This window comes from Paenibacillus sp. PastM-3 (genome assembly GCF_029893965.1).
Classification (GTDB): domain Bacteria; phylum Bacillota; class Bacilli; order Paenibacillales; family Paenibacillaceae; genus Paenibacillus_AQ.
Window position 1 is genome coordinate 25,945 of sequence record NZ_JARXXP010000010.1, and the last position, 25,132, is coordinate 51,076.

The window sequence follows — 25,132 nt, forward strand, 5'->3', positions numbered from 1 at the left end:
TGTTCAGACGAAATAACGGGATTTTTCCCTTTATTCGGCTCACCTTGCCCACTTTGGGGATGTTTAATGGGATTTCTCCCTCTATTACCGCTCACTTTGCCCACTTTGGGGACGTTTAATGGGATTTTTCCCTCTATTACTGCTCACCTTGCCCACTTTGGGGATGTTTAATGGGATTTTTCCCTCTATTACCGCTCACTTTGCCCACTTTTGGCTGTTCGCCCACTCCTACATTTGGGACTAAGCAGACAGGCCTGCTCTAATGTAGTTAATCCATTATTAACTATCTATCATGCTTAGGATGGAGGGGTGGCACCAGCTATACAGGTGTACATATGAAAAAGGGCCGTATCCTCCGCCAAGCGGACGAATACAGCCCTTTTCTCTTTATTCCATTAAGCCGGTCAAAAAGACACGGCTATGATGATTTAGCCTCCAACACGCGCAAGCTCACGCATATTGGCTTCAAAAGCAGCCATCAGGGCAGCTTCGCCGGTCAGGCCGGTCTGCTCTACCTTGCGGATCTGCTCCAGCATCCGTTTGTAATCCTTCGGAATGACGCGGACGAACTTAGGCAGCGACGCTTCCCAGGAGCCCAGAATCCGGCCTGCGGCAGCACTGCCTGTAAGCTCGGCATGACGGCTGATCAGCTTGTGCAGCTCTGCTGCTTCCTCAGCTTCTTCAACCCGCTCCAGCAGGACCATTTCCAGGTTGCAGCGTTTGATGAAGCTGTTCTCCGGATCGTAGACATAGGCGATACCGCCGGACATCCCTGCCGCGAAGTTGCGGCCGGTTGCACCCAGCACGGCTACACGGCCGCCGGTCATATATTCACAGCCGTGGTCACCCACGCCTTCTACGACTACGTTCGCGCCCGAGTTGCGGACAGCAAACCGTTCGCCGGCAATACCGTTGATATATGCTTCACCTCCGGTTGCCCCGTAGAGCGCGGTATTTCCAATAATGATGTTATCTTCAGCGGCAAAGGTAGCCTTAGGCGACGGCTTGATGATCAGCTTGCCGCCGGACAGTCCCTTACCCACATAGTCATTGGAGTCGCCTTCGACCGTAATCGTGATCCCCTTAGGTACGAAAGCACCAAGACTTTGTCCGGCAGAGCCGGTGAAGTTCAGGCGGATCGTATCATCCGGCAGACCGGTAGCCCCGTATTTGCGGGTCAGCTCGCTGCCCAGGATGGTGCCGACAGCACGGTTGACGTTGGTAATCGGCAGGGATACTTCCACCGGCTGGCCGGATTCCAGCGCTGGAGCCGCCAGATCGAGCAGCTTCGATACATCGATCGTTTCTTCCAGGCCGTGGTTCTGGAACTTGCTGCGGAAGCGGGTGCTTCCTTCCGGCAGTTCCGGCGTATGCAGCAGGCCGCTCAGATCGACGCCCTTCTTCTTCCAGTGGTAATCAGCATGGACAGCATCCAGGCAATCCGTACGTCCTACCATCTCTTCAATGGTCCGGAAGCCAAGCTCTGCCATAATTTCACGCAGATCCTGAGCTACAAAGGTCATGAAGTTAACGACATGCTGCGGATCGCCGGTAAAGTTTTTGCGCAGATCCGGATTCTGGGTGGCAACGCCGACCGGACAGGTGTCCATCTGGCAGACGCGCATCATGATACAGCCCACCGCTACAAGCGGCGCGGTTGCGAATCCATATTCTTCGGCTCCCAGCAGTACCGCAACCGCAAGGTCGCGTCCGCTGAGCATCTTGCCGTCGGTTTCCAGTACAACACGGTCACGCAGATTGTTCAGCATAAGCGTCTGGTGAGTCTCGGCAAGCCCGAGCTCCCACGGCAGACCGGCATGGCGGATCGAGTTCATCGGGGAAGCCCCGGTACCGCCGTCATAACCACTGATCAGGATAATGTCGGCACGGCCCTTGGCTACGCCGGCGGCAATCGTTCCGACACCAACCTCAGACACCAGCTTCACGTTAATGCTGGCCCGCGGGTTAGCGTTCTTCAGATCATAAATCAGCTCTGCCAGATCCTCGATCGAGTAGATGTCATGGTGCGGCGGCGGCGAGATCAGGCCTACGCCTGCTGTAGAGCCGCGCACTTCCGCTACCCAAGGATAAACCTTGCGGCCCGGAAGCTGTCCGCCTTCACCAGGCTTCGCTCCCTGTGCCATCTTGATCTGGATTTCATCGGCGTTCACCAGATAGTTGGAGGTTACCCCGAAGCGTCCCGATGCCACCTGTTTGATCGCACTGCGGCGGGAATCGCCGTTAGCGTCAGGAGTGAAACGGGCCGGATCTTCCCCGCCCTCACCGGTGTTGCTCTTGCCGCCGATCCGGTTCATTGCAATCGCCAGCGTCTCATGGGCTTCCTTACTGATGGAGCCGAATGACATTGCTCCGGTCTTGAAGCGTTTCATAATCGATTCTGCAGATTCAACTTCATCCAGCGGAACCGGCTGGTTCACGGATTTGAATTCCAGCATGGAGCGGATCGTCTGATGCTTCTTGCTCTCCCCTTGAACAAGCGCCGCATATTTCTTATACAGCGCGTAGTCACCGCTTCGCACAGAATGCTGCAGCAGATGAATGGTCTGCGGGTTGAACAAATGATCTTCCCCGTCACTGCGCCATTGATAATCACCGCCGGAATCGAGCACCTTGTCGTTGCCGTCCTTGTCAGTGAATGCGCGGTTGTGGTGCATCAGTGCTTCAGCCGCCACTTCCGCAAGACCGATACCTCCGATGCGGGAAGGCGTCCAGGTGAAGTAACGGTCCACAAATTCCGCACTCAGGCCGACCGCTTCAAAAATCTGTGCGCCGCGGTACGACTGAATTGTGGAGATCCCCATTTTGGACAATATTTTAACTACGCTCTTGGTCGCAGCCTTGATGTAGTTCTTAACGGCCTTCTCATGCGAGATGCCGCGCAGCAGACCCTGGCCGATCATATCGTCCAGGCTCTCAAAAGCAAGATAAGGATTGACTGCACTCACACCGTAACCGAGCAGCAGCGCGTAATGATGTACTTCCCGCGGTTCGCCGGACTCCAGCAGAATGCTGACCTTGGTCCGCGATCCGGAGCGGATCAGATGGTGATGCAGGCTGGATACAGCCAGCAGCGCCGGAATGGCTGCATTCTCACGGTCTACACCGCGATCAGACAGGATAAGAATATTGTGGCCTTTGGCCATTACACGGTCAGCCGCTTCATTCATGCGCTCAAGCGCGATACGCATGCCTTCCGCTCCAAGCTCAGCCGGGAACAGAATCGGGATCGACATCGATTTGAAGCCGGCACGGCGGACGTGGCGGATCTTGGCAAAATCCTCATTGGAGAGGATCGGCGACTCCAGGGAAATCTGCCGGCAGCTCTCCGGTTCAGGCTTCAGCAGGTTGCGCTCCGGACCGATTGTTGTAGCTGTAGAAGTAACCAGCTCCTCACGGATGGCATCGATTGGCGGATTGGTTACCTGTGCGAACATTTGTTTAAAGTAGTTGTAGAGACGCTGCGGACGGTCAGAGAGCACGGCCAGCGGGGCATCATAGCCCATCGAGCCGACGGCTTCGGCGCCGGTGGAGGCCATTGGCTCAAGCACCTTGCGCAGATCTTCAAAGGTATAGCCGAACGATTGCTGCAGCTGCTGCACATTGTCATGCTTAGGATTCGGCAGCTCAGGCGCTTCAGGAAGCTGATCCAGACCGATCAGATGCTCATCGAGCCACTGGCGGTAAGGCTGCTCGGAGGCAATTTGGGCTTTAACTTCCTCGTCCGAGATAATCCGGCCCTGCTTCGTGTCAACCAGCAGCATACGTCCCGGTCTCAACCGGTCTTTGTATAATACATCCTCTGCCGGAATATCAAGCACTCCCGCTTCTGAGGACAGAATAATCATATCGTCTTTGGTTACATAATAACGCGCCGGACGCAGACCGTTGCGGTCCAGCATCGCGCCGATCTGCACACCGTCAGTAAAGCCCATTGCGGCCGGCCCGTCCCACGGCTCCATCAGCGTGCTGTGGTATTCATAGAATGCCTTCTTCTCGTCGCTCATGGTTTCATGATTGCTCCACGGCTCAGGCACCATCATCATCGCCACATGCGGCAGGGAGCGTCCGCTGAGATAGAGAAATTCAAAGGTGTTATCGAACATCGCGGTATCCGAACCGTCAGGATTCACAATCGGCTTGATTTTGCCGAGGGATTCCCCGAATACTTCACTCTTGAACAAGGACTGGCGGGCATGCATCCAGTTCACATTCCCCCGCAGCGTATTGATCTCACCGTTGTGGATCATGAAGCGGTACGGGTGGGCACGCTCCCAGCTCGGGAACGTGTTCGTGCTGAAACGGGAGTGAACGAGGGCGATTGCCGACTCCAGGTCTTCATTCTGCAGATCCAGGTAGAACTGGCCTACCTGCTCGGTTGTCAGCATGCCTTTGTATACGATCTTGCGGCAGGACATGCTTGGCATATAAAAGGATTCAGCCTCTTCAACACCGCCGTAGCGGATAGCGAGCTCTGCACGCTTGCGGATTACAAACAGCTTGCGTTCAAAGGCCAGCTCATCAGCAAGGCCTTCCGAACGGCCGATAAACACCTGGCGTACATAAGGCTTGGCAGCCTTAGCGGTTTTGCCCAGCATTTCATCATAGGTGGGAACATCACGGTATCCCAGCACTACCTGGCCTTCTTCAGCAATAATCTCGCTTAACAGAGCTTCATGACGGGCGCGGATCTCCTCGTTATGAGACAAAAAGATCATACCCACGCCATATTGGCCCTGTTCCGGCAGCTCAAAGCCAAGCTTGCTGGCTTCACCGGCAAAGAAACGGTGCGGAATTTGCAGCATAATGCCGGCTCCGTCACCGGAGTTCGGCTCGCTTCCCTGTCCGCCGCGATGCTCCATATTAAAGAGCATGGTCAAAGCGTTACTCACGATATCATGGGAAGGCTTACCTTTAATATGGGCAACAAAGCCCATGCCGCATGCATCTTTTTCGAACTGGGGATCATAAAGACCTTGTTTGTTGGGCAGTTCAGTGTGTCTCATCATACGCAACCTTTCTATTCTAAAGTAGTACCTTGATTCTCAGGAAAATGTTACAAAGAAATACTTAATATTTATTCAAGCCAGATTGGTTATATAAGTTTATCATCGACCTGACATGAGCGCAATTTAAAGTTTTTTATGAGTTTGATTAACATTTGTTTTTACGGTACAGCTTTACTGAGCGAAAGTGTAAAAAAACTTTATGATGCATATTTATGCATAACTTATGTATAAGCTCTTATTCAATGAAAACGCTTCAGACGGTTTTCTTTTTCACTATGTACTCTTTTTTATGGACTTTTCCGCATATAAAAAACACAAGGGCGCCCCCGCGGGGACGCCCTTTGTTCATATCAGCCATTTTCAGATAATGTGATTATACAGTCAAAACTTGTTCACCTTTAACAGAAATTTCATTCTCCTGCTCACGGGTCATGAAGTACGTAAACGTAAGTGCTAGGAATACAATCCCATAAATAGCCAGCACTCCCGCATCGCTCCACATCACACCGTAATTGCCGGTGGAAATGGCTGCCTTAAACCCGCGGACACTATAGGTCATCGGAAGCAGCGGGTTGAAGAATTTCATCCAGCCCGGAATCAGCTCCAGCGGGAAGGTTCCTGCGCTGGTTGTCAGCTGGAAGATCAGGATCACAATCACTACAAAACGTCCAGGCTGATCCAGCCAGGTTACAATCGCCTGGATCATCCACATGAACGAGATACTTGTTATAAAGGTAAAGGCATAGAACAGGCCTACATTCTGTACTTCAAGGCCAAGGCCGTACAGTACAATCATTGCCGCCATCAGCGACTGGAGCACGCTCATCATGGAGAAGGTCAGCGTACGGCTGATGAACCGGTTGAACCGGCTGGCGCCGGGAACTTCAGAGCTGCTCATCGGAATGACCAGTGTGCAGATCAGCGCGCCTACAAACAATCCGAGCGACAGGAAGTAAGGGGCAAAGCCCGTGCCGTAATTCGGCACTGCGCTGACCTTTACTTCTTCAATCTGTACAGGCTGCGCGAACATGGATACCAGCGCATCCGTCTTGTTCACTGTGCTGGTCTGGGAAGCGGCCTCTCCAAGCTTGGAGGCCAGCTCACCGGAACCGGACTTCAGCTCATCAAGGCCGTCCTTCAGCTGGCCCGCACCGTCGCTGAGCTTCTTCGAGCCGTCAGCTACCGAGCTCAGGCCGCTGCTCAGCTGGCCTGCGCCTGCCAGCAGCTTAGAGGTGCCGGCTTCAAGCGCCTTGCCGCCGTCAGCCAGCTTCGCTCCGCCTGCGGCTGCTTCGTCCAGCTTCGCGCCGAACTGCTGCATCCCGGCGGACAGCGTGACACCGCCGGTCTCAAGCTTCGCCGCGCCGGCCACAAGCTGCTGCTGCCCGGCCAGCAGCTGCGTGCTGCCTGCATTCAGCTGCTGCGCACCTTCATGCAGTTGGGTAACCCCCGCGTCCAGCTGCTGCGTTCCCGCCTGCAGCTGGTTCGCGCCCTGCACCAGCTGCCCGTGGCCGCTGTGCAGCGAAGTTGCGCCAGCCAGCAGCTGCTGCTGGCTCTGATCGAGCTGCGCTGTGCCTTCGGCTACAGCGGCGCTTGCGGCCAGCAGCTTCTGCACATCTGCGCTTGCAGCAAGCTGCGGGTTCGACTTGGCCAGCTGCTGCAGGCCGTCTGATACTGCCTTGGCAGCGGCGCTAACCTTCGCGCTGCCTTCCTTGGAAGCCTGAAGACCGGCTTCCAGCTTCGCACTGCCTTCATTCGCGTCCGTCAGTCCGGCCGCCAGCTTCGCGCTGCCGTCAAGGGCAGACTTCGTACCGGCCGCAAGCTTCGCTGTTCCGTCTACTGCCGACTGCGTGCCGGCCTGGAGTGCCTTGGCTCCGGCTTCGGACTGTTTCAGTCCGGCGCTGAGCTGCTTGCTGCCGTCAGCAGTCTGGGCAACACCTGCCTGCAGCTTCTTGTGTGCAGCGGACAACTGTTCAAGTCCGCCTGCCAGGGTGCTGCTGCCGCTCTCCAGCGCCGCGGCCCCGGCATTCAGGGCGGTTACGCCTTCAGTCAGCGGAGCTACACCTTCTACCAGCTTGCCTGTGCCTTCGGTCAGCACAAGCAGATTATCCTTCAGCTTGAGCGCACCGTCATCCAGCTTGGCTGCGCCGTCGGCAATTTTCGTTGCACCGTCTCCCGCATCGCCGAGCCCATCGGCGATTTCCGTAATTTTATCGAACACGGAAGTCGTATAAGCTTCAGTAATTTTGGCGGATACCTTGGTCTTGATATCCTTTACTGCAGTCCCGCCGATCTGGCCGGCAAGGAAGTTATAGCCTTCATTCGGCTCATAGATGATTTTGGCCGGCTGCGGGTCTGCTTCCAGCAGCGTCGTCGCGTTTGCAGAAAAATCCTCAGGAACGATAATAGCCATATAGTACGTATTATCGTCCAGACCGGCTTCCGCTTCGGCACGGGATACGAAATGCCACTTGAACCCGTCGGTCTTTTTAAGCTCCGCCACCAGATCACTGCCCGCGGTAAGCTGTGAGCCCTCGTATTCGGCGCCCTTATCTTCATTGACAACAGCCACCGGCAGCTCATTCATTTTACCGTACGGGTCCCAGAAGGCCTTGAGGAACAATCCGCTGTACAGCACGGGAATGAACAGGACGACTAACATGGGAATCAGCACCTTCGGATTTTTCAGCGCCGCGCCCAGGTCCTTGAAAAAGACAGATAAAGATTTCATTCTGGTTCTCTCCTTATGATCATATGCTCTTTATACAATGCTATAAATCTCTCTCTGTTTAGGCGGTACTACTAATTTGCTGGCTTGATGAAAGTTGCAGTAATACCAGATGACCATTTTCCCCATCCGGTCAATCAAAAGCAAAAAAAATTTGTTCAGCCATTCTGCCGCACTCTCCAAAGGCAGCGCCGCATTCAGGGACAGCGGACAAACTGTGCGCCGTTCCCTCCCGCAAGTTCATAACTTACTGTGCCAGGCCATCTGACAGAAACAAGTGAAAATAATCCTTGATCTGTTCCTTGCTCAAAGGTACATGCACCTTGTTCAGCTCGGCGGTCAGTACAATGTACAGCCTGAACATGACTATGGATACGATCTTGGGGTCGCACAGCTTGATCTCCCCTTGCTGTATGGCCTGTTCCACCTCCCGCTGCAGATATTCCAGCACAACGTTCTCGAGCTTGTCGAGCCCGTCACCGGCCTGCGGCGTTCCGAAATCGCGACTTTCCTGGGAAAGCTTGATAAACAGCTCATGTTCGCTTCGAAATTCAAGCAGTGCATCCAGCACCCTGTGCAGGTTATCAAAAAACGGCTTATCCCGCCTGATCTCCCGCTCGGCGATATGCTTCATCTCGGTAATGACATCACGCAGAATCTCATCAAACAGCTGCTCCTTATTCGTAAAAAAGGTATAAATCGTACCTTTTCCGACATTCGCAATCTTGGCGACCTGATCCATTGTCGTTGCCTTATAGCCGAATAATGAAAAACATTTCGTAGCGGCCTGAAGCACCAGCTGCCTTCGATCTACCACAGCCACCTGTATCCACTCCCTTTCCTGCAAAAAATCGCTGCCCCATCGTCTTGACCACTTTACTAATCCGGTCATTTGGTCATTACCCACTTTATCACTTTCCCCTTCACTTGGCAATACCCGGCTGCGCTCTTTTATTTTTAATTTATTGCAGTGTTTTAACTTTCCATTTACGTCTTATTTGTATAATGTGGGATAAGGGGTTCATTCCCTTGTATAATGTAATAGAACTATTACAGAGAGGTATCTCGTATTCGATCTAAGAAGAGGACCCGCAATTCTACCCATGAAGGAAAGTAGCAGGTGAACTTATGCGAAAGAAAAGAGTACTGCTGTTTTCGGAAGGCTTCGGCACGGGCCATACAGGGGCAGCCTATGCTCTGGCCGAAGGAATCAGACTGCTTAACCCGGACGTCCAGTGCCGGGTCATTGAGCTGGGCAAATTCCTGAATCCTACGGTTGCGCCTTGGATCCTTTCCGCTTACCGCAAGACAGTCAGCAGCCAGCCTAAGCTGGTCGGCATGATGTATAAAACCCAATATCATAAATCACTGAACCGGCTGACCCGTGCAGCGCTGCACCGGGTTTTTTATACTCATGCCAAAAAGGTGGTCGAGCAGCTGAGGCCCGATCTTATTATCTGCTCCCATCCGATTCCTGCCGCTGTCATCTCCAGGCTGAAGCAGCAGGGGCTGGATATACCGCTTTATACTTTGATTACAGACTATGACGCGCACGGCAGCTGGGTGAACCCTGAGGCTGACCGCTATCTGGTCTCTACCTCGCGGGTCAAATCTATCCTTACCGGGCGGGGAGTTCCGCCTGAGCTGGTCACAGTCACCGGGATTCCGGTGCACCCGAAGTTCTGGGAGCGTTCCAACAAGACATTGCTACGTAAAGAGCTCGGACTGGCTGATATCCCCACTGTATTGATTATGGGCGGAGGCTGGGGCTTGATGTTCGGCCAGGATATCATGGATTCCCTTACCGCCAGAATGGATCAGATTCAGCTGATCTTCTGTATGGGGAGCAACGACAAGCTGGTAGCGCGGATGCGTTCCACTCCGCTGCTAAATCATCCTAATGTAAAAATTCTGGGCTACAGCAGCGAAATCAACAAGCTGATGGACGCCTCAGACCTGCTGATAACGAAACCGGGCGGGATGACCTGCACGGAAGGGCAGGCCAAAGGGATTCCAATGCTGTTCTACAGCGCCATCCCCGGCCAGGAAGAGAAGAACTGCCAGTACTTCGTAGAGCTCGGGCTGGCCGAGGTACTCGACTCCCAGGTGGTGGACAAATGGTTCTCCCTCCTGCTCCGCGAATACGCGGGGATCGAGGAGCAGCGCAGACGGCGGCTCGCCCTGGAACGTCAGCAGCCCCACAACTGCGCCTCCACAGTGCTGCAGCTTCTGGGCAAGACCGCAGACGGACCTGCCGAGCTGCGGAGCACACGGGCGCAGGCGCGGACAGAAGAGGCTGTTTATGTTACGCCCTGAACGATCAAAAACCTCCAATTCTGCCTGATGCAGATTTGGAGGTTTTTTAGTTGTCTGCTGGCAGGACTTTTATTTATAAAAGGTATGATTGCCGATGGTCTTGGCATAGGTACGTGAATGATGTACGGTCAGATCCTGTGCCAGCTGCAGCGACAGGAAAAAATACGTATCGTCCGTAACCTCTTTCACTCCGGAAAGAGCGGCATTGACCGCTTTGATGCTGTCTTCATTCGGTTTCACACGTTTAAGACGCCCGTTAGCTACCGGGCTAAACTGGCTTTTCTGATAAATGACCTCATATATAGTGTCGGGAAAATTGGCTGACCGTAGCCTGTTCAGAACAACGTTGGCGACTGCCACCTTGCCCTGGTACGGTTCACCCTCCGCTTCTGCCATTACAATCTTTTGCAGCAGTAGCAGGTCTTCTTCGGATACGGCGTAGCTCCAGGTTGCTTCCGCTTGCTGTTCCTGGTTTAGTAGCTTTGTCCGGGAGAAGAACAATTTAAGGGGGGGATTTTGCTGAGATGCCGTTTTGACTTTGTTTACGGTCTGATTCCCCTTGGCTGCCGCCTGTTTGAGTGCTGTCTGCACTGCCGGCGGAGCCTTCATCAGAGTGGCTTTGGGCTGAACGGTTGGTTTAACGGCTTCCTGTTTGGGCTTCAGCTTGCCAGGATCGAACCATTCCGCCTTGGGCTGCTTGTCCTGCCAGACCTGGCCAAGACTTGTTGCTGATGTATAAAAGACAGGGGTGCTTATCCTGCTTGTCCTCTCCGGAGCTGACGACTGCTGTACCTGCAGCGCTGCGGCTGCGGCATGGCCGGCTCCGCCTAATTTATCCAACTGCTGTGTATTCTGGCCTTCGGTAACAACACCGGGGCTAAACAGGCTTATCGCTGAGAAACACACTAGAATTACGCCGACCAGCAGCGCAATACAGCGGTTTTGTTTAAAAATCTCCATCACTTACCTCCTAGTTTACGGCACATTCCTATTGTATGTAACCGAAAATGGAAGCTTTGAAAACTTTCTTGTCGATTTAAGCTTAGAAAAATGACATTTTTCCGATCATTTCATACATAGGAATGGCATGCATTCTAGTAGCATACACCACAAAAGCATCAACCGTCCAGTCTTTTACCGAACAATTGTTCTCTATTTTATCTCTCCCGCCCCGCATATCGCTCAGCAGCCCTGTACTGAAAACGCGTTCATCCCGGTATTTACGGGCTAAAGTCAGGTGCGGAGAATAGGATCTTTTTTCCGCCTTAAACCCCAGCGCTGAAGTTGCCGAAACGACGTTGCGCTGGAGCTCCTGCAGCTGCTCCAGCTCACCGGAGACTCCGGCCCACAGCACTCTTGGCGACTCCGGAGCCCCGAAGGTTCCCCATTCCCCGAGATGGAGCCTGAACGGTTTCTGCCGGGCAGAAATTACCTTCAGGGCAGCAAGCAGTGCCGGAATTTGGGCAGCCGGGGTGTCACCCAGAAACTGGAGGGTAATATGATAATCATCGGGATATGTCCATTTGGCAAACTTCAGCATTGAAGACAGGGCGGCTGCTTCCTGTCCCAGCAGCCTTCCCTGCTCCTCAGGCAGCTTCACGGCAACAAACAGACGCTCAGGATCACGGCCGGTCAAACGGTTTTCCATGTGTATTTCACCTTTCGGGACAGATTTGTTATCCTTATTGTATACAAGATCAGCCAATTTTACGAAAATTGTATAATAGGAGGGAACCATCATCACTAAATCCATTGTTTGTTTGCAGCCACTTACTTCTCAGCAGCAGGAGACCATTCTCGCCGCCGCTCCGGGTTATACCCTTACACTCGGTAATGCCAAAAGCCCGGATCTTGATCAGCTTGCCCACGCGGAAATTGTAATCGGCTGGGGCAAAGGTATAGTAGATACTCTGCTGCAGCCGGATTCACCGCTCCGCTGGGTCCAGACCTGGTCGGCCGGCGTGGAGAAGCTGCCGCTCGGGAGGCTTGCGGAGCGCGGCATCCTTCTGACGAATGCCAGCGGTGTCCATGCCGAGCCGATCACGGCCGTTATTATCGGATTCATGCTGATGTTTACCCGAAACTTTCACACAGCGATCCGCAAGCAGCTGGAACGCAAGTGGCATTCGGACGGCAAGGAAAGCGAGCTGACCGGTAAAACCGCCGTCATTGCCGGAACGGGCTCCATCGGAAGCGAAACCGCCAGAATCGCCAAGGCTTTCCGGATGAAAACCATCGGAATCAGCCGCTCAGGCTCAGAGGTTGACGGGTTTGACAAGGTCTACACCACTGCACGGCTGCAGGAAGCAGCTGAATCTGCTGACTTCCTGATCAACACCCTGCCGCTTACCGACGAAACGCAGGGACTCTTTAATGCCGATGTGTTTAATGCCTGCCCTCAGGGGGCTTATTATATCAATATCGGACGAGGGGCGACCACGGATACGGAAGCCCTTATGACCGCGCTGAACAGCGGGCAGCTGGCCGGAGCCGGCCTCGATGTCTTTGACCCCGAACCGCTTCCTTCTGAACATCCGCTCTGGGGCATGGAGCAGGTCATAATTACACCGCACTGCGCCGGTACGACGGACCGTTATGCCGACCGGATCGTAGAGCTCTTTACTGAGAATGTACAAGCTTACCTGAAGGACGGCCAGCCTTCCCGTAACCTGGTGGATTATAGCCGGCAATACTAATATCGTTTAACATCCCGGTTTAATTTTCAAAAAGGGGTATTCCCGGCAGCCTTATCAGGCCGGGAATACCCCTTTGTCTTTTGCTGTTGACTGTTAAATCCGGAAACGCGTTACCGACTCCTCAAGCTCCACCAGACGGCTGCGCAGCTGGCCGATGCCGGCTGCTACCTCACTGGTCGCCTGCACCTGCTCATTGGCGGAGGCTGACGTCTCCTCCACCCCTGCTGCCGACTGCTGGGCAAGCGCCGAGATATGCTGGCTGAATTCATTCATGGTCTCACTTGCACCGGCCATTTTCCGGATATCTCCGCCCATATTATCAATAGTGCCAGCCATTACATCTACCGAGCGGTTAATATCTGCCAGGGCGCTGCCGGTCTCGAGAATCTGCCGGCCGCCCTCCTCCGTCTTCAGGACACCTTCCCGCAGCTGCTCCACCATCTCCCTGGAATCCGCCTGAATCCCCTGGGTGATGCTGGTGATTTCGGATACGGTCTGCTGCACATCCTCTGACAGCTTGCGCACTTCCTGGGCAACGACCGCGAATCCGCGGCCGCTGTCCCCGGCTCTGGCTGCCTCTATCGCCGCGTTGATGGCCAGCAGATGGGTCTGTTCAGAGATGCTGCGGATGGAGCCCACCAGCCGGAAGATCCCTTCATTCTTACGGTTCAGCTCCTCCACCGTATCCATCGACTGGGATACAACTTCGGCAATCTGGCCCATCTGCGCCACAGAGCTTTCCATTAGCGCCCTGCCCCGCTCGCCTTTGGTACGCACCTGATCCGAATGCAGCAGCAGCTCATTTCCTCTGCCGGTAAAATCACTGATCAGCTTGTTCAGATCCTCAACCGCCTTGGAGGCTTCCACTGCGGATTCCGCCTGGCTGCCTGCCGCATTGGCCAGCTCCTCCATTGTAACAGCAATCTGGCTGCTTCCCTCTTTGGTGCCTGACACCGTGCGGACCAGCTCTTCGCCCTGAAGGGCGATGATTCCCGACACATTACGGATCTGGCCGACGATCGCAAGCAGCGTCCGGTTTGTTTCATTGACCGTTTTGGCAAGCAGCCCGATCTCATCCTCATTGCGGATCAGGGTATCCTCCGAGGTCAGATCCCCTTCCGCAATCCGCTGCAGATGGCCGGTTACAGCTTTGATCGGGTTAATAACCGTCTTACGGATTACCATATTGATCAGGCCGATAATCAGCAGTACAAGCAGTATGATTATACTGATAATAGTAAACGAGGCGTGAAATGCAGCCTCCGAGTGTCTCCCTTCCTGCTCGGCATCCTCCTGGCTATGCTTGACCAGCGAGACCAGATCAATCTGCATCGCATTAAAGGCTTCAATGCCTTTTTGCGAGACCTCCAGCGCCAGCTCCTCATTCCCCTCAGCACTGAGCTTGATAGCCTGATTATTGATCGTCATGTATTCATTCCATTTGTCGCTAAGGGCTGACAGCTGCTCCAGTCCTTTGTCACCGTTAAGCGATTCCCTGTAAAGCTTCATCATTTCGGCAACCTTGCGGATCGCCTGACCCCTTTGTTCTTCCAGCTTTTTCTTTTCTGCACTGTCTGTATTGAGAATATGCTGCATGCTGAGCGCCATAATGTGCTCTGTATAATAGTTAATATCATGCACCTGATTAAGCGCCGGTATTGCTTTTTCAACAATATTTCCTGTGTTTTTCTGCATATTGTACATTTGATAGAGGGAGGTACCCCCGATTAGCAGAACCAGTAGGGCCAAGGCTGCGTAGCCTGTGGCGATTTTGGCTCCAACGCTATTTTTTCTGGCCTCCATGACCTTTTTCATAGTCCCTTTTGTCTGCTTCAGTACGGATTCCATACGATTCTGCTCTTTTCCCACAATAATGCCCCCTCTGATTTCCGAAAACCTTACACGTAATTACAACCTATTACTTTCATTTTCACAATTGGGCAAAACGATAGATTACTCTCTATATTTCGGCAGGAATTACGGATATTTTTAGATGATGTCATATATTCCGGCTATGGACCGGCTTTATTCTTCTGCACAAAAAAACGGACTCCAGCAGGGAGCCCGGTCTGTCTGACGGCTTTAATCCAGGTCGTAAATACTGCCTACCTTAAGGCCGTACAGCTCGTTATAGATTTTTTCGGCAAAAGCATCCGTCATCCCGGCGATATAGTCAATCACCATATGCTCCCAGGTCCAGATCGGCTTCTGCTGCCGCTGGTCCTTCTCAAAGCGCTGCAGCCAGTCGCTCGGAATGATCGCCTTGGAGGTCTCCGGATCGTTGAACGCCCCCCACAGCCGGCGGAGAATCCATTCACTGCGTTTTTGCAGGCGCTGCACGCGCAGGTCGCGGATCATCGTAACCCAGGCGAAGCTTTTGAGCACACTGACCGTCCGCAGCATATCCTCATCCTCTGCGCCATCCTTGATGAATGTGACCTTCTTCCAGTCCCCGTCGGAAATGACCCCGAGACTGGCCACGAAGGTGCTTACCCAGTATGCCTTCACCTCCCGGCGCGTACGGGAATAATCATTTTCGCAGGTCGGCATCTTGTCCATCCACACTCTCAGGAACTCGCTCAGTACCGCTTCCACCTTGATATGGATAGCTTCAGGCTGCCAGCCCTTCCAGAAGGAATCCTCCAGCGTCGTGATCTTCTCCACAATCAGCCGCTGGATATAGGCATCGTGCATAAAATGCTCATGGACTTCAATTTTGCCCGCCTTGATGCCGTCCTCCAGATCATGCGCGGAATAAGCGATGTCGTCGCACAGGTCCATCAGCTGGGCCTCCAGCGTCTTTTTGCCGTCAGGGATTCCCCAGTCCTTGCGGATCTCCGAGATATAATTCCATTCGGACAGATACATGCCCTTCTTCAGCACCGTGCCGGGAAAAGGATATTTGTTGATCCCCAGCAGCACGGCATCGGACAGGTTCAGCCCGTCGATATTCTCGCGTTTTTCAAGAAACATGATCAGCCGGAAGTTATGCGCATTGCCCTCAAAATGCTCATACCGCCGCTTCATATTCCCTTCGATTGTCTGCTTCTGCACCGGGCCGGCGCCTGATTTCAGTGCTTCCTCGGCTGTTTTTTTGGCGATAAGCTGCTCCAGGATGTTGTCCAGCACCTCTTCGCCTTTGTGCCCGAACGGGGGATGGCCGAAATCATGGGCGATGGCCGCACATTCCACCACTTCAGGATCAATGACAAGCCCGGGGTTGTCCGCCTGTCCCGTTTCCACCTCGGGATAAGAACGAAGCAGGCTTTTGGCTGCCTCACGGGCAATCTGCGCAACCTCGAGCGAGTGGGTCAGGCGGGTCCGGTAATAATCGCCGGTGCCGGCGCCAAACACCTGTGATTTGCCCTGCAGCCGGCGGAAGGTCGGTGAGTGAATCAGGCGTGAATAGTCGCGTTCATACGCGGCTCTTGATGTCTCCAGACGGGTAATCTCCGGATATTGCCTGTGCTCTCTTTTCTCAATTAGTGTCATATCCGATGCCCCTATCCATGTTCTGTATTTAGTACTTCATTATAGTCATTTCCGGCAGAACTTTCACTCTAAAATAGAAAAAACGGCGTCTGCGCATTCCATGAATATTTCAGCACAGGGATGGAGCATTCTAAGGTCAAAATAGCCCGTTTCCCGCACACGGGTCCGGTATGGAGTGAAACTGACTAACCATGACAAAATTACGCCGAAAGTCCGCAGCAGTACTGGCCCTGCTTATACTGCTGTTCAGCTGGTCAAGCTACGCCCTTGCCCGTTCCGATATCAAGAACCGCCAGTATCACGAGCAGAAGGGCGACATGATCTGGGAGGTGCCGACGCGCCAGAAAGTGATTGCCCTGACCTTCGATGATGGTCCTGACCCGATCGACACCATCAAGATTCTCGATGTACTGCAGAAATACCACGCCAAGTGCACCTTTTTCGCCATAGGCAAAAAAATCGCCGCCTATCCTGAAGTCGCCAGCCGTGTGATCTCCGAAGGCCATGAGCTGGCTAATCACACTTATAACCATGTCTATTTCAAACGGCCCATCTCGGTAGAGCAGGTAATGAAGGAGCTGAAGCAGACGGAGGATGAGATTGTAAAGGTTACCGGCCGGCACAGCAGCCTTTTCCGGCCGCCGGGCGGGATGTACGACGAGACGCTGGTCAATGTCTCAAACCGCATGGGGCTGAAGCCTGTGCTGTGGTCGTGGCATCAGGATACACGCGACTGGGACCGCCCGGGGGTGTGGAAAATCTCCAGCAAAGTAATCAAGAACGCCCGCAGCGGTGATATTGTACTCTTCCATGACTATGTACATGGACAATCCCAGACGCATGAAGCCCTGCAGATCATTCTGCCTGCCCTGGAGAAGCAGGGATACCGGTTTATTACCGTCTCCGAGCTGATTGGACTGTCAGCCTCCGAGAAGGCGGGTGACAGCAGGCAGCTGGCCTATTAGGGGCTGCCACCTTTCCCGGGGTTCTTTAATTGCACCTGCTCTCAAAATAAGGTAGGCTTGATCTAGCATTAAGACTGATTGAGCGCTGCCGCAGGGCACCTCTAGGAGGCTTTATTTATCCCATGTCCGAGAATACTTCCTATACAACCGAGGAAATCGCCCGGCTGTTAAAGATATCGAAATTAAAGGTCTATGACCTGATCAAAAAAGGCGAGCTGCCGTCTTACCGTGTCGGCAAACAGATGCGGGTAGACCACTCTGATCTGGAGGCCTATAAGCAGAATTCGCGCAGCACCAGTGCGTCCGCAGCGCCGCAGGGGGCTTCTGCTCCCTCCGCCCCCGTCCCTCTGCAGACGGGTATGCCGTTCGTTCTGCCGCCGGCCACCTTCTCGCCTCCGCTTCACCTCACCCAGCCTGGTGCCGGAACCGCGAAGGCTGCGGTTACAAACATAGTGATAACCGGGCAGGACATGTCCCTTGATATCCTGGCTACCCACCTGGAGCGCAGTCTGCCCTCCTCCCGCCCGCTTCGTTCTTATGCCGGCAGTCTCGACAGCCTGATCTCCATGTACAACGGCGAGTCGGATATAGTCAGTACCCATCTGCTGGACGGCGATACCGGGGAGTATAACCTCCCCTATATCCGCAAGGTGCTGGTGGGCTTCCCTTATCTGGTTGTGCATATGCTGACCCGCAGCGCCGGGATCTATGTGCGGCAGGGGAATCCGCGGAATATCCGCGGCTGGGCGGATTTGCAGCAGCCGGGCCTGAAGCTGATTAACCGTGAGCGCGGCTCCGGCGTCCGTGTGCTGCTGGACGAGCAGCTGCGGCTGCACGGAATTCCTGCAGCCAAACTGAGCGGGTATGGAACCGAGGAGAACAGCCATCTGGCGGTAGCCGGCCGCGTGGCCCGCGGTGAAGCCGATGTCGGCATCGGCATAGAAAAGGCCGCCAAAATCATTGAAGGTCTGGAGTTCATCCCGCTGATTCAGGAGCGTTATGATCTTGTGATGCTCAAGAAGCCGGAGAATGAACAGTGGATTGGGGCAGTGCTTGATATTTTGCGTTCCCCGGCCTTCAAGAACGAGCTTCATACCATTCACAGCTATGATCTTACAGGAACTGGTGAGATTATCTACGAAACCTAACGCTTGCCCGCATATACAAAAACTCCGGCTTTCCCTGAACAGGCAAAGCCGGAGTTTTTGTATGTAATCGTATCCTTTCACCGCCTAGGAACGGCGGTTAACGAACATCAGCATAAGCGCAGAAATGACTATGATTGAACAGACCCACATCCAGGCAAGGGTTATATTGCCGCCGTCAACGGCAACATAGATTGCAGTCGGTACAGTCTGTGTACGCCCCGGAATATTCCCGGCTACCATGATGGTAGCCCCGAACTCACCCAGTCCCCGGGCGAAGCCCAGCACAAATCCGGCAGCCAGCGCCCGGCCTGCCAGCGGCAGCGTCACATACCGCAGTACCTGCAGCTCGCTGGCCCCCTGGGCGCGTGCGGCATCCTCAAGATCCTTATCTACTTCCTCAAAGCCGGCCTTGACTGTCCGGTAGACCAGCGGAAAAGCGACTACTACAGCAGCTATCACCGCTGCTCCCCACGTAAACAGAATGGTCTGCTCTGTTAACCGTTCATACAGCTCGCCAATCCAGCTCCTGCGTCCCAGAATGACCAGCAGCACAAATCCGACAACGGTCGGCGGCAGAACAAGCGGCAGCATCAGTACAGTCTCCAGCAGACTGTAACCCGGAAATTTCCGGCCCGCCATCAGCTTGGCCGCATAGGTAGCCAGAATAAATACAATAATGCTGGTAATTACAGCGATTTTGACTGAAAGCCAGACCGGGGCGAAAAATTCAGTCCAGTTAATCTCCATCCGCTTCCACCCCGCTTATCTTCATTCGATGAATTAATCCGCCAGTGAAAATCCGTAGCTTGTGAAGATGCTGCCTGCCGCCTTGGTCTGAACATAATTGTAGAAGGCCCTGGCTTCTGCCTGATGATCCGATTCCTTGACAATGCCTACAGGGTAATTAATGGCTTTGTGCACATGTGCGCCCACAGTAAGCGCGATCTTTACCTTGGCGGAGGTGAGGGCATCCGTCTTGTATACGAAGCCTGCATCCGCATTCCCTGTCTCTACATAGGAGAGCACCTGACGGACATCCTTGGCAAAGACCAGCTTGCTCTGCAGCGTATCCCATACCTTCTTGGCAGTCAATGACTGCTGGGCATACTGGCCGGCAGGCACGGATTCAGGCTGCCCAACGGCCACTTTTTTAAAAGCCTTATCAGTAAGCTGTGTAATGGAAGTGATCTTTGTTTGGGAGCTTACGGGAACAACCAGTACCAGCTGATTCTTCAAGAGCTGCTTATTCTCCGAAATAAGCCCTCCGTCTACCAGTGCCTTCATCTGCTTATCCCCGGCAGAGAAGAACAGGTCCGCCGGAGCGCCTTGTTCAATCTGCTTCTGCAGCGTGCCGGAAGCCCCATAATTGAAGACAAGATCAATATCTGGATGCTGCTTCTCATACTGTACCGCGATTTTGTCCAGGCTGTCCTGCAGGCTGGCCGCTGCGGATACGATAATCTCTGTTTTCTTGGCTGCTGCCTGTACCTCAAGCCCGGGCGTTGCTACCGATGCACCCGATACAAGAAAAACAGACATGATGATCACAGCTAGTCTCTTTAGCATTTGGATTCCTCCTACCTATGTATCTGTATATTTTGGTGTTATTTTAGCACATCCTTTTTTATAATACTATATGTTTAGTTATGTTTGTTTATATTTAGTTATGAACAGTTATATATAATATAAATTGAACAAAGGTCAAATACACACGAACCAGATTCGTTGCCTGCATCACGAGTCTAAATCCAGGGCACAACAGGAACAGTTCCTGATGTATCCCGATTATTTGTATAGCATCAGCCATTGTTCCATATGATATCTGAGGACATCCCTGTAATAAAACGGCTCCATGATCTCAGCCTCCTCCTCAAACTTCATGAGCCAGCGGACAAAAGCGATATCCTGCTCAATAGCTATCCTGAAGTGCAGACAGCTATTCTGTCTGTCCACCTTGCTAGGCTTTACCGGCAGTTCTTCATACTTCAGCCGCTCCATCATCCGCTCCGAGAACCGGATTCTGAATTCGATCTGTACACTGTCCTGGTCAAGACTCCATTTTTGCGACATAAAAGCCTGCAGGTCAAAGCGTTCCTTGGAAAACCAGTTATTCAGCGTCTTTACCTTGGAGAAGCCATTAATATGATAAGCGCGGATTCTTCCGAAACGGTGACAGGCACCTATCAGATAAATCCGGTTCTCCAGCGGAACAAGACAGTAGGGGTCAATCTGGAGCGCCTGCTCCTCCTTGCCATTCTCACAATAGTCTGCCTGCATGCTCCGCTGCTTCATCACAGCTGACAGGATTTCCGTAAGAAATACAGACTGCTCCAGCTGCATGGAATTCCAGTCTGCGCCGGGCTGCCCGGCCTCCTTTCTCACACTTTCCATCGTTTCTTCCCTTTCTGCCCTTTGCTTATATTGTGCAGCCATTATTTTTTCATAGGCAGTTTCAAATTCAGCAGGCAGCAAAGGCTTGATATCTTTCATCACTTTACGCAGCTTTGAAAAGGCAGCTGCCTCGTCATCTGTGAGATCTAAAGGGTACAATGCAAAATTACCGATAAAAGCATATCCCTTCCCATGCCCCAAGTGGGTAATCGGAATATGCATGGCGCTGAGCGCATCCATATCCCGATAAATCGTTCTTTCGCTGTTGCCGCAGCGCTCTGCCAGCTCACGCGCCAGAATCCCAGGTTTTGCCTGCACTAGCGTGATGATACGCATCAGCCGGATTAATCGGTCTGTCATTTTTCAGTTCCCCTTGATATATGGTAAAATAGACCCATTATTTTTAATAATTTAGTTATATTTATCTATAAATGAGAATCAAATAACCGAGTCACAAAAAGATAATAGAACTATTTTACTACATTACCACATTTATATTACATGAGCTGTAAAGCACCTTATTCAATATCGGGTGATTCTTGTTATGTATGTAACACTGCTTATCCTGCTGAATTGCGGCCTGCTAGGCTTCAAGCTGCTTATATAACACTTCAGCCTCCTTCACAAGCTGCATATCGCCTGAACGTGCTGCCAGGAGCAGCAGCTTGTCTGCCTGTCTGCGCAGCTTCTCCTTCAGCAGTAAATCCTTTCCGCGGCCGTCTTGGAGCGGCGCCTCCTCCAGCAGCTTAACCATCTTCAGAAGTTCCAGATGCTTTTCTACATGAAAGTTGTTGTCCAGAGCCAGCGCCCCGGTATGATGCGTATATTCGAGCCCCAGCTTTTGCAGCGGCAGCTCCCTGATTCGTTCCACCGGCGGCTGCTTGTATTGCCACTGCAGCCAGAGCGCCTCATGGATTCCGGCAGGCATGCCTTCGGTTTTAAACTCCAGGCAGATGAACTTGCGGGCTCCGGCATGGATCTTGCCCAGCTTCAGGAGCAGGGATCTCCCTTCCCCGGCTTCAGCGGTACAGCCGTAGGCCCGGATAAAGGTCAGGTGTGCTTCCAGCCAGATTCGCAGCTCGATCTCCTTTGCCACCAGTTTACGGCTTTTCTTGCGCACCTCCTCACGCTGGTTCAACCCTTTCCATTCCACAAGCAATATTAAATTCCGGGATGCTCCGGCAAAAATCCGGCTCCGGCTCCATGTAAATATGGGCTGGATACTTGCTTGCATATTTCCACCTCTTTCTTTTTTTAGTTCTTCTATTAATGTACCAATAATGGCGGACAACTCCTTGTCATGGAATATATGTTCGCCTCTATATTATCGACAAAAAAAGAGCCAAACTGCTTAAAAAGCAGATTGGCTCTTTTTGAATTGATGTCCTTTTGTCTAAATCTGACGAAATTCTCGTCTGTCCTTCACCTGCTCCCCCTTGTAACCTTAGCCCGTTCCTTTCTGAAAAAACAGGCGAGCGACCATTTGGCACAAAGCAAGGAAAACAGAAAGAATAATGCAGCCCAGAAAACGGCAGGCAAAGCGGTAAGTCCGGCCAGATTTGCCGCATCTCCCGCTCTGGACGGTGTCAGCAGCGATGCTGAGAGCAGAAACAATGTGCCCATTACCGACTCTTCCAGCGTCAGAAAGGCCAGGAACAGATAATAGTATTTGAGTGCCTTGGGCCAGATGTACAGCAGGGACAGATTAAGGGCGATGAACCCGCCCAGCCAGAGCATGCCGAAGCCGCCCCTGACATACAGCACCAGCATAATGAGAGCGACCAGCGAGGATAACAGCAGCCCCCAGCGTTCACGCCCTGCGGCGTACAAATAAAACAGCAGCAATGCAAACAGCGAGGCCAAAGGATAACCCGAAAGGGATACCAGCACTGGCCGAAGCCCTGCTTCTACTGCCGAATAAGTTACACCGCTATGGTCTGCATACAGCTCGATCCTCAGCACTTGTCCCGAGAGCAGCAGGGTTACCAGCGCATGCCCGAATTCGTGGAACATCGTATCCAGATTGCGAAACACCGATGAGAATGGAATCAGGCGTGTCAAAAGCGCAGAGGCTGCGAGAAACAGCACGGTCTTCAGCCATTTATTCATACGATCAGCCCTCCCCGTTCACAGTATACGTTATATTCATTATTTTAGAAAAGCCAATTGAAACCTGCCTGTCCGAATCGCTGTATTACTCTTTGGTTACTACTGTAGGCCGCAGGGTAAAAGTCCTTAAACTGATCTTATCCGCCAAAATCACACACCGTCTGTCAGGCAGATGCCAAAATGCTGCCAGACTTCGATCAAAAGTGCCAGGGCCTGCCTCTCTATGCTAAAATAACAGTAAGTACGAACCTATTTTCAGGTGGTGAATGATATGAAACTCATAAAATCTTTAACCCGCACATGGAAAAAGCTGACGCTATCAGCCCTGCTGCTGCTCGGTCTGTCCATTTACCTGCCGGCTCCGGCAGCAGAGGCCAATTATTTCAGTGATTTATATAATGGATTACAGAACTTCTCAGAGCTGCCGGGCGAAGTGAACAAGCTGCAGCAGAGCTATCAGGAGACAGTTGAAGAGCTCCAGCAAACCAAGGATCAGCTTGGGCAGACCGTTGATGCACTGGGGGAAACCCAGAGCCAGCTGGGGCAGACGCTGGAGCAGATGGAGAGCTACCGCGCCCAGAATGAGGCCCTGCAGGAGCAGAACCGCCAGCTTAGCCTCGTTGTTGATGAACTCAAAAATGACCGCACCGAGCGGGAAAATTATTATAACCGGATCAAAGTTACAGTGATTACAGGAATTGCCCTTATTCTTGGCTATTTTCTTATCATCCGGCTGCTGCGCTTTATGATGCGCCACCGATCCAGAAAAAGCGACAGCCTGCGTGACAGGCTGCGTTAAGCAGCATCTGTTTCTCTCTTAACAGGAAGGAGTATGAACGATGAATGTTGACATCCAGGATGAAGGGGACAGCAGCAGCGGACAAGCCATTGCTTTTACTGTCGGGGAGAACGAAGAGGTTCATGTCCTGCATCCGCAGCAGATAATCGCATATCAGGGCCCCTCCTCTGGAAGGGCTGACCGGCTGATGGATGTCAAGGGCATGTACCGCAAGCGCAAGCTGATCCGTTCTGATCTGTCCGGACCCTGCCGGTTTGTCGCAGCGCTTCCTCCCGGCTACAAGGTCAAAACCCTGCAGCTGGACGGCAAAAGCGATCTGCTCTATGACTTCAGGCACCTGTTCTTCTACAGTAATGGAATTACAATGCAGACACGCGTACTGAGCATGAAGAATATGCTGGTGACCCGCGATGTGGTGAAGGTGAAATTTGCCGGCCACGGCAGCATCGGCATTCTTACCGAAGGAACGGTCTGCGAGGCTGAACTGCATCCTACGGAGCCGCTGTATGTGGATGCAGGCAGTATTATTGCCTATCCGGAGAACGCCAGGCTCGAGCTGACCGTTTACGGCAATCATCTGGCCAGCCAGCATATGAGCTATCACTGGAAAATGACCGGCCACGGTCCGGTACTGTTTCAGGCAGGCCGCCAGAGCCGCCGCTTTGAACGGGAGCATGACGAGGATGGGATCATCAAGCGTTTTCTGCGTGAAGCGCTGCCATTTGGCGGTGTATTCATTAAATAGGCTGTATATCAAAAGTGCCCGTGCGGTTATCGCACGGGCACTTTAATGCTCCAGCAGCCTGCACAGGGCACAGCTGCTCAGCAATTCATGTTATTAAGCCAGATAAGCGTTCAGCATCCAGGCATTCTTCTCGACACTGGTTCTGATTCCGATCAGAAGATCAGCCGTCGGCTGGTCGCTAAGCTCCTCCGCAGCGGAGATCGCACTCTTGAGCTCTTCGGAGACATGTGCAAAATCCTTGATCAGCTGGGCAACCATTTCTTTCGCACTCTCGCCGCCGGCAGCTTCCTTCAGCTCGGAGAGGGCCAGGTATTGGGTCATTGAGGAAGCTGGCTTACCGCCGATAGCGAGCAGACGTTCAGCCAGATCATCCACATAGGTGGCAGCCTCGGTATAGAGCTCTTCGAACTTGGCATGCAGGGTGAAGAATTGTGCTCCGCTCACATACCAGTGGTAGTGATGCAGCTTCACTCCAAGCAGGGTCCAGTTCGCAGTCTGGCGGTTCAATGCAGCGTGCAGTTCGGTCTGATTATTGACTTGAGTACTCATTCTAAATAGCCTCCTATAGTGAATTTATTTGTTATTGTATTTAGACTCAATCTAAATCTATATACAATATAACACAATGATATGCTGTCTGCAAGGTTGTATTTCGCTTTTGTTGCTGCAAATTCTAGCATACCTAATAGGAGAAACCTGTTATTTGTATCACAATCAGC

At 52.8% G+C, this 25,132-nt stretch carries 19 protein-coding genes; 6 read left to right on the top strand and 13 right to left on the bottom strand.

From position 1 onward, the window contains the following. Nucleotides 1-428 precede the first annotated feature (428 nt). The 3 genes from gltB to M2108_RS15710 form a co-directional block, all read right to left on the bottom strand. A complete protein-coding gene (gltB, locus tag M2108_RS15700) occupies nucleotides 429-5,024 on the bottom strand; it encodes a glutamate synthase large subunit (protein WP_277470336.1) in 4,596 nt (1,531 codons plus the stop codon). A 376-nt stretch (nucleotides 5,025-5,400) separates the two neighbouring features. After that, nucleotides 5,401-7,755 (bottom strand): YhgE/Pip domain-containing protein, encoded by a 2,355-nt coding sequence (locus tag M2108_RS15705; protein ID WP_277470337.1) that lies wholly within the window; start codon nucleotides 7,753-7,755, stop codon nucleotides 5,401-5,403. Nucleotides 7,756-7,999: 244 nt separating this feature from the next. After that, nucleotides 8,000-8,575, bottom strand: coding sequence for a TetR/AcrR family transcriptional regulator (locus tag M2108_RS15710; RefSeq protein ID WP_277470460.1), 576 nt, complete (start codon nucleotides 8,573-8,575; stop codon nucleotides 8,000-8,002). A gap of 305 nt (nucleotides 8,576-8,880) precedes the next feature. On the opposite strand from M2108_RS15710, the gene M2108_RS15715 reads away from it, so the two are divergent. Further along, complete coding sequence (locus tag M2108_RS15715; RefSeq protein ID WP_277470338.1) at nucleotides 8,881-10,068, top strand: MGDG synthase family glycosyltransferase; 1,188 nt, start codon at nucleotides 8,881-8,883, stop codon at nucleotides 10,066-10,068. 69 nt (nucleotides 10,069-10,137) lie between these two features. Here the strand turns inward: M2108_RS15715 and M2108_RS15720 are convergent, their stop codons facing one another. Together M2108_RS15720 and thpR are read right to left on the bottom strand one after the other, a co-directional pair. Beyond that, nucleotides 10,138-11,028: a cell wall hydrolase gene (locus M2108_RS15720; protein WP_277470339.1), complete on the bottom strand. Its 891-nt coding sequence runs from the start codon at nucleotides 11,026-11,028 to the stop codon at nucleotides 10,138-10,140. Between the two features lie 82 nt (nucleotides 11,029-11,110). Next, nucleotides 11,111-11,716, bottom strand: a complete 606-nt coding sequence (gene thpR, locus M2108_RS15725; protein ID WP_277470340.1) for an RNA 2',3'-cyclic phosphodiesterase — start codon at nucleotides 11,714-11,716, stop codon at nucleotides 11,111-11,113. Nucleotides 11,717-11,828: 112 nt separating this feature from the next. Between thpR and M2108_RS15730 the strand changes: the two genes are divergently transcribed. Next, complete coding sequence (locus M2108_RS15730; RefSeq protein ID WP_277470341.1) at nucleotides 11,829-12,764, top strand: D-2-hydroxyacid dehydrogenase; 936 nt, start codon at nucleotides 11,829-11,831, stop codon at nucleotides 12,762-12,764. Between the two features lie 93 nt (nucleotides 12,765-12,857). Here M2108_RS15730 and M2108_RS15735 read toward each other — a convergent pair whose 3' ends face one another. Together M2108_RS15735 and M2108_RS15740 are read right to left on the bottom strand one after the other, a co-directional pair. After that, entirely contained in the window at nucleotides 12,858-14,633 is a 1,776-nt protein-coding gene (locus M2108_RS15735; RefSeq protein ID WP_277470342.1) for a methyl-accepting chemotaxis protein, read from the bottom strand. Nucleotides 14,634-14,846: 213 nt separating this feature from the next. Next, nucleotides 14,847-16,256: a deoxyguanosinetriphosphate triphosphohydrolase family protein gene (locus M2108_RS15740; RefSeq protein ID WP_277470343.1), complete on the bottom strand. Its 1,410-nt coding sequence runs from the start codon at nucleotides 16,254-16,256 to the stop codon at nucleotides 14,847-14,849. A 191-nt stretch (nucleotides 16,257-16,447) separates the two neighbouring features. Here M2108_RS15740 and M2108_RS15745 point away from each other — a divergent pair, with 191 nt between their 5' ends. Continuing rightward, nucleotides 16,448-17,221 carry a polysaccharide deacetylase family protein gene (locus M2108_RS15745; protein ID WP_277470344.1) on the top strand — a complete coding sequence of 258 codons (774 nt, stop codon included), beginning with the start codon at nucleotides 16,448-16,450 and terminating at the stop codon, nucleotides 17,219-17,221. A 122-nt stretch (nucleotides 17,222-17,343) separates the two neighbouring features. After that, on the top strand, nucleotides 17,344-18,369 hold the full coding sequence (locus M2108_RS15750; protein WP_277470345.1) for a helix-turn-helix transcriptional regulator: 1,026 nt from the start codon (nucleotides 17,344-17,346) through the stop codon (nucleotides 18,367-18,369). Nucleotides 18,370-18,453: 84 nt separating this feature from the next. On the opposite strand, the gene modB is transcribed toward M2108_RS15750, so the two are convergent. The 5 genes from modB to M2108_RS15775 all read right to left on the bottom strand — a co-directional run bounded on the left by modB (nucleotide 18,454) and on the right by M2108_RS15775 (nucleotide 22,869). Further along, nucleotides 18,454-19,116: a molybdate ABC transporter permease subunit gene (gene modB, locus M2108_RS15755; RefSeq protein ID WP_277470346.1), complete on the bottom strand. Its 663-nt coding sequence runs from the start codon at nucleotides 19,114-19,116 to the stop codon at nucleotides 18,454-18,456. Between the two features lie 33 nt (nucleotides 19,117-19,149). After that, the gene (gene modA / locus M2108_RS15760) at nucleotides 19,150-19,935 is read right to left on the bottom strand and encodes a molybdate ABC transporter substrate-binding protein (RefSeq protein WP_277470347.1); all 786 of its coding nucleotides are present in this window, start codon (nucleotides 19,933-19,935) and stop codon (nucleotides 19,150-19,152) included. 219 nt (nucleotides 19,936-20,154) lie between these two features. Next, nucleotides 20,155-21,120: a helix-turn-helix transcriptional regulator gene (locus M2108_RS15765; protein WP_277470348.1), complete on the bottom strand. Its 966-nt coding sequence runs from the start codon at nucleotides 21,118-21,120 to the stop codon at nucleotides 20,155-20,157. A gap of 223 nt (nucleotides 21,121-21,343) precedes the next feature. Beyond that, nucleotides 21,344-21,994: a hypothetical protein gene (locus M2108_RS15770; RefSeq protein ID WP_277470349.1), complete on the bottom strand. Its 651-nt coding sequence runs from the start codon at nucleotides 21,992-21,994 to the stop codon at nucleotides 21,344-21,346. A gap of 188 nt (nucleotides 21,995-22,182) precedes the next feature. Continuing rightward, nucleotides 22,183-22,869 carry a M50 family metallopeptidase gene (locus M2108_RS15775; protein ID WP_277470350.1) on the bottom strand — a complete coding sequence of 229 codons (687 nt, stop codon included), beginning with the start codon at nucleotides 22,867-22,869 and terminating at the stop codon, nucleotides 22,183-22,185. A 271-nt stretch (nucleotides 22,870-23,140) separates the two neighbouring features. On the opposite strand from M2108_RS15775, the gene M2108_RS15780 reads away from it, so the two are divergent. Then, entirely contained in the window at nucleotides 23,141-23,668 is a 528-nt protein-coding gene (locus M2108_RS15780) for a coiled-coil domain-containing protein (RefSeq protein ID WP_277470351.1), read from the top strand. Nucleotides 23,669-23,708: 40 nt separating this feature from the next. After that, nucleotides 23,709-24,413, top strand: a complete 705-nt coding sequence (locus M2108_RS15785) for an AIM24 family protein (RefSeq protein ID WP_068720687.1) — start codon at nucleotides 23,709-23,711, stop codon at nucleotides 24,411-24,413. 93 nt (nucleotides 24,414-24,506) lie between these two features. Here M2108_RS15785 and M2108_RS15790 read toward each other — a convergent pair whose 3' ends face one another. Continuing rightward, nucleotides 24,507-24,962, bottom strand: coding sequence for a Dps family protein (locus M2108_RS15790; RefSeq protein WP_277470352.1), 456 nt, complete (start codon nucleotides 24,960-24,962; stop codon nucleotides 24,507-24,509). Nucleotides 24,963-25,132 lie beyond the last annotated feature (170 nt).